This window comes from Raineyella antarctica (genome assembly GCF_900092135.1).
Lineage (GTDB): Bacteria > Actinomycetota > Actinomycetes > Propionibacteriales > Propionibacteriaceae > Raineyella > Raineyella antarctica.
The window spans coordinates 194,883-210,030 of sequence record NZ_FMYF01000001.1 but is presented as its reverse complement, the minus strand read 5'-3'; the positions used below and the strand labels follow the sequence as shown (position 1 = coordinate 210,030).

The window sequence follows — 15,148 nt, the reverse complement described above, 5'->3', positions numbered from 1 at the left end:
CCTGTGAGCGCCCCTGACCAGCCGCACCGACCTGACCAGCATCGCCCCGACCCACATCGCCCCGACCCGCCCCCGTTCTCCCGCGGCGGCCTGCAGCCGCCGTTCCCGCCCCCGGCGGGGGCGTACCGACCGGTGCCGGTGCGGACCGTACGAAAGGCGGGCGTGCCGCTCGCCGCCCTGATCCTTGCCGGCGTCGGCGTCGCCGTGGTCGCCTACCTCGCCCTGCTGGGCAGTACCAACTTCGACACCTTCATCGGCGCTGTGGTGCTCTCGACCGTCGGGGCGGCGATCGTGATCACGGCGTACATGTGGCTGGACCGCTGGGAGCCCGAGCCGCCGAGCTACCTGATCTGGGCCTTCCTGTGGGGCGGTGGGGTCGCCACGCTCGGCGCCCTGGTGCTGCAGGAGGTGTTCCGCGGGTTCGTCTGGGGCGAGAACGAACTGCTCGCCACGGTAATCGGGGCGCCGTTGTTCGAGGAGGGCCTGAAGGGGATGTTCCTGCTGGTGATGCTCACCGGCCTGCGGCGACGCGAGATGACGTCCCTCACCGACACGCTGGTCTATGCCGGCATGTCCGGCATCGGCTTCGCGTTCGTGGAGAACCTGCTCTACTTCGGCCGATCGGAGTCGATCGGGCAGACCACGTTCATGTTCTTCGCCCGGATCCTGATGAGTGCCTTCGCCCACCCGCTCTTCACCACGATGACAGCGCTCGGGGTGTGGCTGTCGATGCGGTTGCGCAACGGGGGCGCCCGCGCCCTCGTGATCATGCTCGGCTTCGTCGCCGCGATGACCCTGCACGGCCTGTGGAACTTCTCCGCCTCCTTCGGCCTGGTCGGCTACTTCGGCACGTACGCGGTGGTGATGGTGCCGGCCTTCATCGTGCTGGCCCGGCAGGCCGTCCGGTCCCGCCACCTGGAGGGGATGGTCGTCCGCCAGGAGCTGCCCGAGATGGTCTGGACCGGGCTGGTCAGCCCACAGGAGGCCGGCTGGCTGAGCACCCTGCGCACCCGGGCCGCCCGCACCCGGGGGTTGTCGCGCGAGGAGTCAGCGGTGATCAACACCTACATCGACGCGGTCACCGAGCTGGCGTTCGTCCGCAGCCGGATCAAGCGCGGCTGGTCGACTCCGGAGCTGCAGGCCCACCAGGCCGAGCTCGCGATGGTGGTCGGAAGCCTGCACACGGATGCGGCGCCGGCGATGCGCCCGATGGCCAGTGGCGCGCCGTTCGTCCAGCCCGAACCGCCGACGCCCCGGGCACCGCTGCCGTACGACTTCCACCGGGGCGGCTGGGGCGGCCCCGGAGGACCCGGAGGACCCGGAGGCCCCGGAGGACCCGGAGGACCCGCGGCCTGACGTCGACCTGGGTCAGGAATTGTAGCGATTCTGGGCCGGGCCGAGCCCGTCCACGATGATCGTCTCGACCGCGTCAGCGGCCCGGGCCACCTCGACGGCCACCGCATCGCGCTGGCCGGAAGGGAAAGCGGAGAGGACGAAGTCCGCGGGCGCCTGGCGGCCGGGCGGCCGGCCGATGCCGACGCGGACCCGGTTGAAGTCACCGGTGTGCAGGTGGGCGCGCATCGACTTCAGGCCGTTGTGGCCGTTGTCGCCCCCGCCGCACTTCAGTCGCAGCTGGCCCATGTCGAGGTCGAGCTCGTCATGGATCGCGATGATCCTGGTCGGCGGGATGTCGTAGTACGCGGCCAGTTTGCCGACAGGGATGCCGGACTCGTTCATGTACGTGTGCGGGCGTACCAGGGCCAGTCGCTGCGATCCGGGACCGGGGATCCCCAGTCCGACCGAGCTGATCCGCGTCTCGGCGACGTCGGCGCGCATCTTGGGCACCGAGGAGAGCCGGGCGTGGGCGCGCCGGGCCAGCTCCTCGACGACGAGGTAGCCGACGTTGTGCCGGGTGTGGGCATAGGTGGGGCCCGGATTGCCGAGCCCCACCACCAGCCACATGTGTGTCAGCCTGCCAGACGTGTCAGTCGAGGACCGAGGTCACTCGGCGGCGGGCTCGGTCGCCTCGACGGCGGCGGCACCGGACTCGGGGACCTCGTTGGCGTTGGCGTGGTTGACCGAGACCAGGACGTCCTCGGGGTCACCGACGTAGGTGACGCCGCTGGCCAGCTTGAGGTCCTTGGCCTGGATCTGCGCACCGGCCTCGAGGCCCTCGACGTCGATCTGGATCTCCTCGGGGATGTCGGAGACCGGCGCCTCGATGCTGATGGAGTTCTGGTCGACGGCGACGGTGGTGTCGGGGGCGGAGTCACCGATGATCTGCAGCGCGATCTCGACGACGACCTTCTCGTCGGCGTTCACGGCCTGCAGGTCGACGTGGATCAGGTCGCCACGGATCGGGTCGCGCTGGATCTGCTTGGCCAGCGCCAGGCGGGCCTTGGACTCGCCCTCGACGTTGATCTCGAGCAGGGCGTTGTCCAGGCGCAGGGCGAGCATGGTCGCGTGGCCGGGCAGGGCCAGGTGGATCGGGTCCATGCCGTGGCCGTAGAGGACGGCGGGCACGAGGTGCGCGCGGCGGGTGCGGCGCGAGGCGCCCTTGCCGAACTCGTCGCGGACGGTGGCGGAAAGTGTGGCGTCAGCTGCCATGGTGGCCTCCTGGTGTCGGGCCATCACGCGGCGGGCGGATGACCGATGGTCTGGTTCCTGCCGCCTGGGCCGGGACGGACGCGTCGACCGGCAGGCCACGGCCCGGGGACCGGTGGCTCACCACGTCGATAACGTTCGGCGTACGTACGTACGCCTCCCCTCGCCGAGGCAACCCCGAGATGCTACCACGCCGGCACCACGATGTGGTACCGGCGTGGACAGCGTCACCCTGCAGGACCCGGCGTGCCCGGGCCGCCCGGTGTCACTGGAACAGCTTGGTGACCGATCCGTCCTCGAACACCTCGTGGATGGCCTGGGCGAGCAGCGGTGCGATCGACAGGACCGTCAGCTTGTTCACCTCCACCTCGGTGCTGATCGGCAGCGTGTTGCAGACGATGACCTCCTCGAAGGCCGAATCGTTGAGGCGCTGGGCCGCGGGGCCGGAGAGGATCGGGTGGGTCGCGGCGGCGATGACCTTCTTCGCGCCCCGCTCCATCAGCGCGTCGGCGGCCTGGCAGATGGTGCCGGCGGTGTCGATCATGTCGTCGACCAGCAGGCAGACGCGCCCCTCGACGTCACCGACGACCTCGTGCACGGCCACCGTGTTGGCCACGTTGGGGTCGCGGCGCTTGTGGATGATCGCCAGCCGGCTGCCCAGCCGGTCGGTCCACATGTCGGCCAGCCGCACCCGGCCGGCATCCGGGGAGACGACCGTCATCTCCTCGGTGTCGTATTTCTCGGAGACATAATTGGCCAGCACCGGCAGGCCCCACAGGTGGTCGACCGGACCATTGAAGAAGCCCTGGATCTGGGCCGCGTGCAGGTCGATCGACATGATCCGGTCCGCACCGGCCGCGGTGAACAGGTCGGCGACCAGGCGGGCGGAGATGGGCTCACGACCGAGGTGCTTCTTGTCCTGCCGGGCGTACGGGTAGAAGGGCGCCACCACGGTGATGCGCTTGGCGGAGGCCCGCTTGAGCGCGTCGATCATGATCAGCTGCTCCATCAGCGACTCGTTCACCGGGGCCGCGTGGGCCTGGATCACGAAGGCGTCGGACCCGCGCACCGACTCCTCGTACTGCACGTAGATCTCGGAGTTGGCGTACGTGACCTGGCGGGTGGGCACCAGCTGGGTGTCCATCAGTCGGGCGATCTCCTCCGCGAGTCCGGGGTAGGACCGCCCGCTGAAGAGCATCAGGTGCCGTTTCGGTGGAAGCATCAAACCGCTCAATTTGCTGGTCTCCTCGGAGATGTCGGGGGGTGGGCCCCTGGGGTGTTCTGCCGTCGATCGGGCGGTCGGCGGCCGCGGCGACAGTCGGACTGCCGCAAGCATGCTGCTTGCCGAACGTCAGGACCTGGGGTCCGAGCCCTGCGGGGCCACGTCCTCGGTGACGATCGACCCGGCGGCGACATGTGCCCCGTCGGCGACCGAGACGGGGGCGACCAGGACACTGTTGGCCCCGACGAAGGCATCGGCGCCGATCGTGGTGGAGTGGCGGGTCTCCCCGTCATCGTTCGCGACGATCGTACCTGCGCTGAGCCGGGTCCGAGCTCCGATCTCGACATCACCGACGTAGCCCTGGTGGGCGATCGACGCACCCCTCCCGATGACCGCGCGCTTGGTCTCCACGAACGGGCCGATCCGTACGTCGGCGGCAAGTTCGGTGCCCGGGCGCAGGTAGGCGTACGGCCCGACCTGGCAGCGCGCCCCGACGGTGGCGAGCAGGCCCTGGCTGCGGGTGATGGTGGCCTCCTCGCCGACCTCGACGTCCTTCAGGGAGGTGTCCGGGCCGATCACGGCACCGGTGGCGATCGAGGTGGCGCCGTGCAGGTGGGTGCCCGGCATCAGGGTGACGTCGGGGGCGATGTCGACCGAGTCCTCGATCCAGGTGGTGGCCGGGTCGATGATGGTGACGCCGGCCAGCATCCACTTCTCCCCGATCCGCCGGTTCATCTCGGCACCCATCCTGGCCAGCTGCAGGCGGTTGTTGACGCCCTCGGTCTGCCACAGGTCGTCAGTCACGTACGCCCCGACGCGCCGGCCCACCGAGTTGGCGTGCCCGATCACGTCGGTGAGGTAGAGCTCGCCCTGGGCGTTGTCGGTGCCCAGGCTGGCCAGCCCGTCGTGCAGGATGTCGGCGTCGAAGACGTAGATGCCGGAGTTGATCTCGTCGATCGCGCGCTCGGCCTCGGAGGCGTCCTTGTGCTCGACGATGCGCGCGATGCCGCCGTCGTCGCCACGGACGATCCGGCCGTAGCCGGTCGGGTCGGGGACGCGGGCGGTGAGCACGGTGACGGCGTGCCCGGCGCGCCGGTGCTCGCCGACCATCGCGACCAGGGTCTCGCCGCTGAGCAGGGGGACGTCGCCGTACGTCACGATGACGGTGCCGGTGACCTCACCCAGCGGGGCCAGGCCGCACATCACCGCGTGGCCGGTGCCGTTCTGCTGGTCCTGCACCGCGGTGATCACGGCGGGGGCGACCTCACGGAGGTGCTCCTCGACCTGCTCGCGCTGGTGCCCGACCACGACGACCAGGTGCTCCGGCTCGACCTGCTCGGCGGCGTCGACCGCCCAGGACAGCATGGAGCGCCCCGCCACCTCGTGCAGCACCTTGGAGCGGGAGGACTTCATCCGGGTGCCGGCCCCGGCAGCCAGCACCACGACGGCAGCCACGCCGCCGCCTGCCTCACCGTTGGTCGTCACGTCGTCACTCGCGGTCACCGTCATCTCCTTCGAAGAGGGGCACATGGCAGACTGTCCCACCCGATCGCCGGACCCGCGCGGAGGCGGGGACGCCGGGCGGCGGCAGCGTCCCCACCCTACCGCGACCGCTCCCTGGGTGTGTCGGGGCCGGGGTCCGCCCCCAGGGACCCTTGGCCCTCCACGGTTTGTCGACAATACTGAACGCATGCCGAACGACCGTGCGTCTCCGGCGCCGTGATCGGCGTGACCGGGGGCAAGCCGGTCGCCTGAGCCGCCACCCAGGACGGAACCGCCTCCACGACCTGACACGTGGGGGCGGTTCCTCTGCGCGGTGCTACTCCTCCACTGCGCGGGTGCTACTTCTCCACCGGACCACCGGTCCCGGTCGCCGTGGAGGTCGAGGCGCCGAGCTGCGCGAGGTTCGGCGTGGTCGACAGGCCGCCCTGGCCGTTGCCCTTCGCCATCTGGACGAACGCGTTCGTGGTGACCCGCTTGACGAACGAGACCGAGGCGTCGGTGATGCCGTACTTCGCGTTCGGGCCGTTGAGCACCTTCACCCACATCATCGAGCCGGTGGCCCAGACACCCGACGTACCCGCGTTGTAGTAGGTCATGTCCGAGAAGGTCTGCTTGCTGGTACCGCACGTCACCGGGGAATGGGCCACGACGGTCAGGCTCGCCGGGGTCCCCGGGATCGGATAGGCACGGTCGATCTCGATCCCCACCACGCCCGGGATCCTGTCGCCCTTCTTCACCCCGGTCCCTGCGAACAGCGGGAAGGTCGGGTCCTGGACGACCATCGCCCCGTACGCCGGGAAGCACTCGTACAGCATCCCGGTCAGGGAATTCTCCGGGTCGGGCATCGGCCGGGAGCGGAACTTGACGGTGGTGTCGACCGCGTCGTGCTTGGGATCGGCGCCGGCGTCGCGGTACTCGACCACGACGCGCCGGTCGCCGGTGAGTCCGTCCTTCAACCGGATCCGCCAGTAGACGGCATTGGCGCCGAGGAAGGCCAGCGACGTCCCGGTATCGCGCGCCTTCTCGACGCTCCTGCGCATGCCGACGGTCCAGTACTCGTCGTGGCCCATGCTGACCAGCCCGGAGGCACCGGCGAGCAGGTCCGGCTCACGGTCCAGGTCGACCGAGGTGACGTACGCCAGGTCCAGGCCGAGGCTCTCGGCGAGCTGGGTCGGCGCCAGCCGGTCACCGAAGAATTGCTGCGCCCCGTTGCCCTTCTGCGGCCGGTCGAAGCTGACCCGGGCGGCCCGGGTGTTGTTCGGGCCGGTGTAGAGGGAGTAGCCGCCCCACGTGTTGTACGCCTGGTCGGTGGTCACCGCCTCGACCAGGACGAGCTTGCCAGCGGTGGAGCGGCTGCGGACCGTGATAGGCACGTACCGCGACTTGCCGGAGGCGGTCAGCTTGAGCAGGTAGGAGCCCTCGGGCCAGTCGGCGGTCGGGACGTCCAGCGACTTGGCCCACTTGGCGACCACCATGTGGTCGGCCTCGATCACCGGGTCCGGTTGCTTGACCCCCGGGAAGGCCTGGGACTGCCACACGAGCCGGCCGCCGGCCCCGCCGTACGATCCGACCCGGTAGGCCGCGACGGTGACGTCGCCCAGGGTCGACGTGACGTACAGGCCGAAGTTCTCACCGGGCAGGACCGAGGATCGGTCGGCGTACCCGCAGAGCTGGGCATCGGTGGAGAGCTGGTTGTCGGGGATCCGCCAGTCGCTCGTGCCGGGCTTGGCGTTCTCGGCGACGGTCCAGGGGCCGCTCGGCGAGGACGGTGTGGTCCCCGTTGAACTTCCTGGCCCCGTCGATGGTGACCTGTTCGCGGAGCAGGCCGAGAGGAGCAGGAGGAACACGACCGCCACTGCGGCGAATCGACGAGCGGCGAAGGTGGATGCCATGGGGGCGAATCTAGTGCGCGGTGATCGGTGTCCCCGTCCCGGACGGGATCCCGCTCGGTCTTACGCACGTCTAGGACGAGCTACGAAAGGAGGTGGCCAGACACGGGATGCACGACGCCGCTAGCATCAGCGCCGAGAGGGTCCCAGAACACCTGTCCAACAGGGCCAGGACGGGCCCTGACCGGGGGACCATGCGAATCGTACGACGACGCCTTGCCCAGGCCTACGTGGCCGTAGCGCTCACCGTGGCGGCGGCTTCGATCACCGCGCTGCCGAATGCCGCGCCCGTGGCTGCGGCCCAGCCGAGGGGGGGCTCCACTTCGGGGTGCCCGGCCAGCAGCCCTGTGGCAGCGACGAAAGCCAGTTGTCACCCGACCACTGCTGCTGAGGTCCAGTACACCTGGCACCAGGGCTGCCCCGTCGGGATCAGCAAGCTCACCACGATCGACATGAACTACCTTGACTTCGCCGGTACGGTCACCCGCGGCCAGATCGTGGTGGCGACCCAGAGGGTCGCCGACGTACTCGTCGCCTTCGATGCGGCCTACAGCAGCGGTTACCAAATCGCCCAGATGACGAATCCCAACGCCTATCAGGGCGACGACGTGGCCATGATGGAGGCCGACAACACCTCCGGCTTCAACTGCCGGCTGGTCACCGGTGGCACCTCCACCTCATGGAGTGCTCACTCGTACGGGACCGCGGTCGACATCAACCCGGTGGAGAACCCCTACCACTCGTCCAGCGGCGCCTGGTACCCGAGCAGCGATTCGCCCTACATCCTGGGGGACGTCCTTGATCGGGATCCCGCCAGCGATCCGCTGCTCGCCCATCCGGCTGCGGTCCTGAGGCCGTCGAGCGCCTTCAACCAGGCGTTCGCCTCGCGCGGGTGGACCTGGGGTGGGGGGTGGCTCAACCGGGACTACCAGCACTTCCAGCGGTAGGTGCCCGAAGGACCTGGCAGGCCATCAAGCTACGCGCCGGGCCTGTCAGGAGGCGAAGCCGGCATGCACATGATCATGGTGGGTGTCGTCGGTGAAGAATCCCGAGCCGGACAGGGCGTACGGACCCCCGATGTTGTACGAGCCGGCCGTGGCGACGTCCCGCATGTAGGAGGTCACCAGCGACTGCGGGGTCGAACCGGCGACAACCGGGTGCCCGTCGATCCGCCAGGTATCGAACGCCCTGCCGCGCGGATGGTCACTGAGCCTGCTGGTGCCGAAGACGTAGGTGGGGTGCCCGGACCGCACGACACTCACCCCGATCCGGTAGGTACCGGCGAGCGCCAGCAGCGCCTCGAGTACGGAGTCGTGCACTTGTCCCGAGGCGACGTCAGCCCTGGAGGCCGGCGGCAGGTCGATCCGGTCGGAGGTGAGCACCTCCCGGGCGAGGGACGACGGTGCCACCGCGGGCCCCGGGTCGGAGGGGTGGATCTCGGTGACGCGCCAGGTCGGTGAGCCCTGGACCAGGCGTACGTCGTACGTGGCCCCATCCGCGGTGATCGCGCCGGTGGCGGAACGGCTCCAGGTCCGGGTCACGACGAGCACGCTCGCAGCGGTGGCGAGGATGCCGCCGTACTGGGCATCGATCACCTGCAGTACCGAGGCATCGGCTCCCGACACGACCGTGCCGGCCGCCGCGACGAGCGCCGGGTCCTGCCCCAGGCCTCGGATCCGGGCGCGGGCGGCGTCCGGGCCGGACTGTCCCGGGCCCCAGGTACCGAGCGCCTCGACGAACCGGGTGGCGGCCAGCTTCACCTGGGGACGTACGTCTCGCGGATCCGCGGTCCACGCGGTGGCGGCCGGCAGCGGCGTCGAGGTCGGGGCCGGCGTGGGAGTCGAGGTTGTTCCCGTCGCGGGCGTTGCTCGGGTGGTGGGCGTTGCTTCGGCGGTTGGCGCGTTACTGGCCGGTCCCCCGCCAGTGCCCGCAGGCCGAGGAGTGCAGGCGGACAGGAGGATGCCGGTGCTGGCGAGGAGGAAACCGCGGCGCCCGAGGACGAACTGATCAGCGGCCATGTTCCAGTGTGCGTCGGCGGGTCCAGCGCTCCAGCCGGCGGATCCTCGAGGAAGGGGCTAAGCCGACTCGTCCTCCGCAATCGTCACGGTGACGAAGAGGTCGGCCCCGTTCCGAGGGGGCCAGTGCGGATACTGGTGGTGGCGTAGGTGCTGCAGGACGACACCAGGGCTGACACCGATCTCTTGCGCGAACTCAATGACGTCCTTCTTGGACCGGAGGCCAGGCAGCTCGGAGCGACACGACCGGGGGATCAGGGTCTCCTCGGCAAAGGAGTTGGCCGCTGCCTCCCTGGCGTCGATCGCCTCCTCACCGTCACTCTGTTCGACGAACTCGTGGTTCGGATGCAGCAGCACGTGCCCGAGTTCGTGGAAGAGGGTGAACCAGATGATGCCGTCCTTCTTCCCACGAGCGCTGAGCACGATGACAGGAGTCCCATCGCGCCAGTAGGTGGCCCCGTAGGCACGGCACCCCGGCACCTCGGGCTGCAGGATCACCTGGACACCGACCCCAGCGAGCACCCGGATGAAGGCCGTCGGGTCGTCGACCAGCTCCCGTGAGAGGATCCGGAGCCGCGGGAGCGACTTCTCCAGGGCAGGACGGTCGTACGCGGGGGCCGGCGGCTGGTTCTGGCGCTGCAGTTCGGCTGCCTGGAGCCATGTGTACACGCTGGCATCGTTGACCTGGAAGGCTCCTGACCGGTGGAAGGCGGGCACGAGGTGGTTGCGGGGCTGGAGCAGGGCATCCGGGTCCGCCACCCGGAAGAAGGCCATCAACTGGAGCATCAGTTGGCCTGGCTTGCGGCGGTCCACGGTGATCGCCCCTCGCTTCCGCAGGTAGGTCACACTCGGCTGGAAGAGGTCGAGGATGTCGGTGCGGTGGGCGAACCGTTCCTGCAGTCCGAGCCGCGCCACTTCTGCGCGATAGGTCGACTCGAGGGCCAGCCACCGATCGGCCGGGACGCCTGTCACCAGCTCGAGCCTGGCCGCGAAGTCCGCGGTCACCGCGGCGCCGCCGAGCACCTTGCTGATGTGCTTGGGCGACACGCCGGTGCGACGAGCGAGCTCGGCCGGCCGCATGTGGTGGTCCTCCAGCCACTCGTCGACGTAGTCACCCGTCGGAACCGCGAAGTCCGGCTCGACTTCGTAGGCATCGTCTGTCCCATCCATCTCATTCACCCCCTAGTGCACGTAGGCATGGCCGATCTCCAGGACCAGCCACGCAGGCTCTCCCCCGATCTCGCGCAGCTCCACGATGATCCGGGCATCCCCGGTCACCGTCCCCGCCAGGCATCCGGGCCAGTCGTATGGCACGCGGTGCCACTTGCCCGGACAAGCCATCAGCGCATCTTCTGTGGAGGACGCTCTCAACTCGCCGATCCGACGCCGCAGCCGCTTGTTCCCCGAAGCTCCCAGCTCCTTCTGTCGCATCGCATCGTCGCGGATGAGTCTCGCGAGGCGTTTGGTCCTGGCCATCAGCCGAACGGCCATCAAGGACCCTCGTTACCCGATAGGTAACATCTTGCCACGCCGGGCGCACCCACAACACCCGCAGTCCCGAAGGCGTCACCAACCGGCACCATCCCACTGAGCAACAGCGTCCCCACCTCACCCTCCCCGCCCCCTGAGGACGGTCCGGGCCCTCGTCCCGACGGCTGGGGGAAGAGCGTGCCTGACCGTGCAGGCACGCTATCGCCGGGCGCAGACAAGCCAGGATGTTCTCCACCGGCTGGGGCTGACAACGTGTGTGCAAAGAAGAGCCCGCCCCGGTGAGGTGGCGGGCTCTCTTGCTGCGTGGCCAGCGCTCTGGCTCCCCGGAGTGGAGTCGAACCACTGTCGCTGATCCTGATTCAAAGTCAGGCGGGCCCTGCCGGCAGACCAACCGGGGATTGGTAGAACCGGGCCAACTCTACGCAATCCGGGTTCACCCCGCACGCCTGCCCCCAGCACGAGACCGGCACCCTTAGCGCGGGTCTGCGAGACTGGGTCGGTGGCCGGCCCCAGAGACACCCTCAACCCATCCGAACCCCCGCCGATCCGTACGCGGATGACAGCGGCCCAGCGCCGCGAGCAGCTGATCGGGGTGGGCCGGACCCTCTTCGCCGAGCGCGGCTTCGAGGGCACCACTGTCGAGGAGATCGCGGCTGCGGCGCAGGTCTCCAAGCCGGTCGTGTACGAGCACTTCGGCGGCAAGGAAGGCCTCTACGCGGTGATCGTGGACCGCGAGCAACGTACGTTGCTGGAGGGCATCCGGACCGGCATCAACCAGGCCAGGGGCGCCCGGCGCAAGGTCGAGGCCGGCACGATGGCGCTGCTGGACTACATCGAGGCCTACCCGGACGGGTTCCGGATCATCTCCCGCGACGCGCCCACCGGGTCGACCGGCACCTCGTTCGCGACCATCCTGTCCGACGTTGCCTCCCAGGTGGAGGACATCCTCGCCGACCAGTTCAGCCGCCGGGGCCTGCGCCCGGAGATGTCGCCGATGTACGCCCAGATGCTGGTCGGGATGATCGCGTACACCGGACAGTGGTGGCTGGACGAGCGTGACCAGGACAAGGCGACTGTCGCCTCGAACATCCTCAACCTGGCCTGGAACGGGCTGTCGCGGATGGAGGCCGACCCCGACCTGTACCGGCACCCCGGGAAGGCCTGACCCGGATCGGTGTCAGGCCGGGGTGTTGTGGTAGACGCGCATCTCGCCCTGCCGGACCCGCGACATCGAGCAGGAGACCAGCTCCCCCGGCACCGCGGTCCCGTCGAACGTGGCGCGGGCCGTGCAGTTCCGCTCCCAGCCACGCGTGCCCTCGAGCCACATCACGTAACGATCGGCCCAGTGCGTCCGCTCGTCGATGCGCCGGATGGGGCCGGTTCCGCTGAAGTCGGCCGCGACGTGGAGAGTGCCGGTGGTCCCGGTGTCGTTCACCCAGTCGGTGAGCTGGACCGGCACGGTCGCGACCGCCTCGGTCGCCACGAGCCGCGGATCGACCGTCACGTCGGCCTCCGTCGCCCTGCCGAAGCGCTCGGACTGCAGGAGGCAGGTCCGCTCGACCACGCCCGGGTCCACCTCCACGTCGGCCACGACGCAGGTGGAGTCGTACGTCTTGACCACGCCGTTCTTGCGGTCGTGGAGGTGGACCTCACTTCCGGCCTGCTCGCTTCCCGAGGAGTAGAAGACCATCACGGCAGCACCCGTGCAGACGGTTCCGGGCTCCTGGACCGAGAGGTCCGGGCAGGTGCTCCAGGACGCCATCGACACATAGCCCGCAAAATTCACCTTGATCACGGCCGCCCGCTGGTCGGGGGCGGCCACGGCGGGCACCGTGACGGCGACGAGGGCCACCAGGGCGGCTCCCGCGGCGAGACCCAACCGGCCGGCGGCCCGGCCCCAGTGCTTGTCCGACATCACAGATTCCCCGCCCAGCGGCATCGTTGCCTTGCGACGAGGGTGGACCCGCCTGATCGAGGTGGCACTGGATTCATGGGGTCAGGTTCGTCCGGCCTGCGGGGGCACGGGTGCTCCGGTGGTCGTGGGGCTCAGGGGGACCCCTCGACCTCCCCCTCCAGCTCGGCGGCCAGGACCCGCAGCAGGTCGGCGAGCTGGCCGGCCTTCTCCCCCGGCAGCACCGCCAGCAGCCGCCGCTCGGCCACCAGCAGATCGGTGAGCGCGCCGTCGACGGCCGCCAGGCCGGCCGGGGTGAGCGTGACGACGACCCCGCGGCCGTCGTTGGGATCAGGGGCGCGTCGCACCAGCCCGCGGGCCGCCAACCGGTCCAGCCGGTTGGTCATCGTGCCGGAGGTGACCATCGTCTCCTGCAGCAGCCGACCGGGCGAGAGCTGGTAGGGGGCGGCAGAACGCCGCAGCGCTGCCAGCACGTCGAACTCCCAGGACACGATGTCGTGGCTGGCGAACGCCGCGCTGCGGGCATGGTCCAACTGCTTGGCGATCCGGGTCACCCGGCTCAGCACCTGCATCGGGCCGAGGTCCAGGTCGGGGCGCTCGCGCTCCCAGTCGGCGATCAGCCGGTCAACCTCGTCCCGCATGCGGAAATCCTATCGACCCGGGAGCCTCCACGACATGGATGTCACGTCCCACTCCACGGGTCCGGAAGCCATCCGCGAGGGCCCGGGCGTGCTCGGCATCGGCAGCCAGGAAGGCACAGGTCGGCCCGGAACCGGACAGCAGTCCCCCGAGCGCCCCGAGCTCGGTCCCGGCGCCCAGGGTGGCACCCAGGTCCGGACGCAGGTCCAGTGCGGGTTCGGCCAGGTCGTTGCGCAGCGTCGCGGCCAGGGCGACCGGGTCGCCGGCCTGCAACGCCTCCAACAGTCCGTCGGGGATCTGTGGGTCGGCGACGTCCTGCGGGGGGTGCAGTTCGTCGAAGCGGCGGAACACCGCGGGCGTCGACAGGCCGGTTCCGGAGGTGACCAGTACCCAGTGGAAGACGTGGTCGACGCGGACCGGTCGCAGCCGCTCGCCGCGGCCATGGCCGACGGCGGTGCCGCCCATCGCGGTGAAGGGGACGTCGCTGCCGAGCCTGGCGGCAAGGTCCAGCAGGGCCTCGGTGCCCACGTCCAGCCCCCAGAGCCGGTCACAGGCCAGCAGGGCGGCCGCCGCGTCCGCGGAGCCGCCGGCCATCCCGCCGGCGACCGGGATGCCCTTGACGATCTGCAGGTGTGCGCCGGCATCCGGAGCGTAGGTGGCGGCGAGCAGGCGGGCCGCCCGGACGGCGAGGTTGTCCTCGGCCGGACCGACCAGCGCCGCGTCGGCGCCGGCCACCTCGACGGTCACCACTCCGGCGGGGGCGGGGGTGGCGGTGAGTTCGTCGGCCAGCGAGACGGACTGGAAGACCGTGGCCAGGTCGTGGAAGCCGTCGGGACGCCGTGGCCCGACGCACAGCGCCAGGTTGATCTTGCCGGGCACCCGGACCCGGACCCTCTCGCCGGTCGAGGCCGACTCAGCCACGGGCGGCGACCTGCTCGGCGATCGCCACGAAGTCGGTGATCGTCAGCGTCTCGCCCCGCGAGGTGGGGTCCAGTCCTGCCGCCTCGAGGGCGGCGCTCGCCTGCGCCGAGGAGCCGAACACGCCGGCCAGGGCCGATCGCAGCATCTTGCGGCGCTGGTTGAACGCGGCGTCGATCACCGCGAAGACCTGCTCGCGCGTCGCGGTCGTCTGCGGCACCGGCCGGCGGGTGAAGCGGACCAGGCCCGAGTCCACGTTCGGCACCGGCCAGAACACGGTCGGCGGGACGTTGCCGACCCGTCCGGCCTCGGCGTACCAGGCGACCTTGGCGCTGGGCACCCCGTACGTACGGGAGCCGGGTCCGGCGACCAGGCGGTCGGCGACCTCAGACTGGACCATCACCAGGCCGCGTTCGATCGAGGGCAGCAGTGCCAGCAGGTGCAGGATGACCGGCACCGAGACGTTGTAGGGCAGGTTCGCGACCAGGGCGGTCGGCTGCGGGCCGGGCAGCTCGGTGACCTGGAGGGCGTCGGCCGTCACCAGGGTGAAGCGATCGGCCTGGTTCGGGGCGCGGTCGGCGACCGTGCGGGGCAGACGTCCGGCTAGCAGGGTGTCGATCTCGATCGCGGTGACGTGCCCGGCCGCCTCGAGCAGGCCGAGGGTCAGCGAGCCCAGTCCGGGCCCGACCTCCAGCACCGCGTCCTGCGGGCCGAGGCCGGCCAGGGCGACGATCCGGCGCACGGTGTTCGCGTCGGTGACGAAGTTCTGGCCGCGCTGCTTGGTGGGCCGCAGGTCGAGTTCAGCGGCCAGGGCCCGCACACTGCTGGGATCCAGCAGGGCGGGCCCTGTCCGTGGCGCGTCGATCCGCGCGCTCTGGTCGTTCTCGTCCGATGCACCCACGGGTGCGTACGTTATCAGCCGGGTCGGACCGGCGGACGCCATCCGACGATCAGC

The 15,148-nt window shown here is 70.2% G+C and carries 15 protein-coding genes and 1 tRNA gene; 3 read left to right on the top strand and 13 right to left on the bottom strand.

Annotated elements, in window-relative coordinates; translation table 11 throughout:
- Positions 1–3 precede the first annotated feature (3 nt).
- Positions 4–1,356 (top strand): PrsW family intramembrane metalloprotease, encoded by a 1,353-nt coding sequence (locus GA0111570_RS00930; RefSeq protein WP_139283108.1) that lies wholly within the window; start codon positions 4–6, stop codon positions 1,354–1,356.
- Between the two features lie 12 nt (positions 1,357–1,368).
- On the opposite strand, the gene pth is transcribed toward GA0111570_RS00930, so the two are convergent.
- The 5 genes from pth to GA0111570_RS00905 form a co-directional block, all read right to left on the bottom strand.
- A complete protein-coding gene (pth, locus tag GA0111570_RS00925) occupies positions 1,369–1,971 on the bottom strand; it encodes an aminoacyl-tRNA hydrolase (RefSeq protein ID WP_092605437.1) in 603 nt (200 codons plus the stop codon).
- Positions 1,972–2,001: 30 nt separating this feature from the next.
- Positions 2,002–2,607: a 50S ribosomal protein L25/general stress protein Ctc gene (locus tag GA0111570_RS00920; RefSeq protein WP_092605978.1), complete on the bottom strand. Its 606-nt coding sequence runs from the start codon at positions 2,605–2,607 to the stop codon at positions 2,002–2,004.
- Between the two features lie 262 nt (positions 2,608–2,869).
- Positions 2,870–3,802 carry a ribose-phosphate diphosphokinase gene (locus GA0111570_RS00915; protein ID WP_092605435.1) on the bottom strand — a complete coding sequence of 311 codons (933 nt, stop codon included), beginning with the start codon at positions 3,800–3,802 and terminating at the stop codon, positions 2,870–2,872.
- A gap of 153 nt (positions 3,803–3,955) precedes the next feature.
- Positions 3,956–5,335, bottom strand: coding sequence for a bifunctional UDP-N-acetylglucosamine diphosphorylase/glucosamine-1-phosphate N-acetyltransferase GlmU (gene glmU / locus GA0111570_RS00910; RefSeq protein WP_092605433.1), 1,380 nt, complete (start codon positions 5,333–5,335; stop codon positions 3,956–3,958).
- Positions 5,336–5,667: 332 nt separating this feature from the next.
- Positions 5,668–7,221 carry a N,N-dimethylformamidase beta subunit family domain-containing protein gene (locus GA0111570_RS00905; protein WP_139283107.1) on the bottom strand — a complete coding sequence of 518 codons (1,554 nt, stop codon included), beginning with the start codon at positions 7,219–7,221 and terminating at the stop codon, positions 5,668–5,670.
- Positions 7,222–7,565: 344 nt separating this feature from the next.
- On the opposite strand from GA0111570_RS00905, the gene GA0111570_RS00900 reads away from it, so the two are divergent.
- Positions 7,566–8,165 (top strand): M15 family metallopeptidase, encoded by a 600-nt coding sequence (locus GA0111570_RS00900; RefSeq protein ID WP_175557261.1) that lies wholly within the window; start codon positions 7,566–7,568, stop codon positions 8,163–8,165.
- 45 nt (positions 8,166–8,210) lie between these two features.
- Here the strand turns inward: GA0111570_RS00900 and GA0111570_RS17945 are convergent, their stop codons facing one another.
- The 4 genes from GA0111570_RS17945 to GA0111570_RS00880 all read right to left on the bottom strand — a co-directional run bounded on the left by GA0111570_RS17945 (position 8,211) and on the right by GA0111570_RS00880 (position 11,122).
- A complete protein-coding gene (locus tag GA0111570_RS17945; protein WP_245702961.1) occupies positions 8,211–9,236 on the bottom strand; it encodes a hypothetical protein in 1,026 nt (341 codons plus the stop codon).
- A gap of 57 nt (positions 9,237–9,293) precedes the next feature.
- A complete protein-coding gene (locus GA0111570_RS00890) occupies positions 9,294–10,403 on the bottom strand; it encodes an ImmA/IrrE family metallo-endopeptidase (RefSeq protein WP_092605428.1) in 1,110 nt (369 codons plus the stop codon).
- A gap of 12 nt (positions 10,404–10,415) precedes the next feature.
- Positions 10,416–10,724: a hypothetical protein gene (locus GA0111570_RS00885; RefSeq protein WP_092605426.1), complete on the bottom strand. Its 309-nt coding sequence runs from the start codon at positions 10,722–10,724 to the stop codon at positions 10,416–10,418.
- 316 nt (positions 10,725–11,040) lie between these two features.
- A tRNA-Gln gene (locus GA0111570_RS00880) sits at positions 11,041–11,122 on the bottom strand.
- Positions 11,123–11,223: 101 nt separating this feature from the next.
- Between GA0111570_RS00880 and GA0111570_RS00875 the strand changes: the two genes are divergently transcribed.
- Complete coding sequence (locus GA0111570_RS00875; RefSeq protein ID WP_245702959.1) at positions 11,224–11,889, top strand: TetR/AcrR family transcriptional regulator; 666 nt, start codon at positions 11,224–11,226, stop codon at positions 11,887–11,889.
- Positions 11,890–11,901: 12 nt separating this feature from the next.
- Here the strand turns inward: GA0111570_RS00875 and GA0111570_RS00870 are convergent, their stop codons facing one another.
- The 4 genes from GA0111570_RS00870 to rsmA all read right to left on the bottom strand — a co-directional run bounded on the left by GA0111570_RS00870 (position 11,902) and on the right by rsmA (position 15,058).
- Positions 11,902–12,639: a hypothetical protein gene (locus tag GA0111570_RS00870; protein WP_092605422.1), complete on the bottom strand. Its 738-nt coding sequence runs from the start codon at positions 12,637–12,639 to the stop codon at positions 11,902–11,904.
- A gap of 131 nt (positions 12,640–12,770) precedes the next feature.
- Positions 12,771–13,277: a MarR family winged helix-turn-helix transcriptional regulator gene (locus GA0111570_RS00865; RefSeq protein ID WP_092605420.1), complete on the bottom strand. Its 507-nt coding sequence runs from the start codon at positions 13,275–13,277 to the stop codon at positions 12,771–12,773.
- Positions 13,261–14,196: a 4-(cytidine 5'-diphospho)-2-C-methyl-D-erythritol kinase gene (locus tag GA0111570_RS00860; RefSeq protein WP_092605418.1), complete on the bottom strand. Its 936-nt coding sequence runs from the start codon at positions 14,194–14,196 to the stop codon at positions 13,261–13,263. The genes GA0111570_RS00865 and GA0111570_RS00860 overlap by 17 nt, the downstream gene beginning before the upstream one ends.
- On the bottom strand, positions 14,189–15,058 hold the full coding sequence (gene rsmA, locus GA0111570_RS00855) for a 16S rRNA (adenine(1518)-N(6)/adenine(1519)-N(6))-dimethyltransferase RsmA (protein WP_245702986.1): 870 nt from the start codon (positions 15,056–15,058) through the stop codon (positions 14,189–14,191). Before rsmA ends, GA0111570_RS00860 begins: the two co-directional genes overlap by 8 nt.
- Positions 15,059–15,148: the final 90 nt, after the last annotated feature.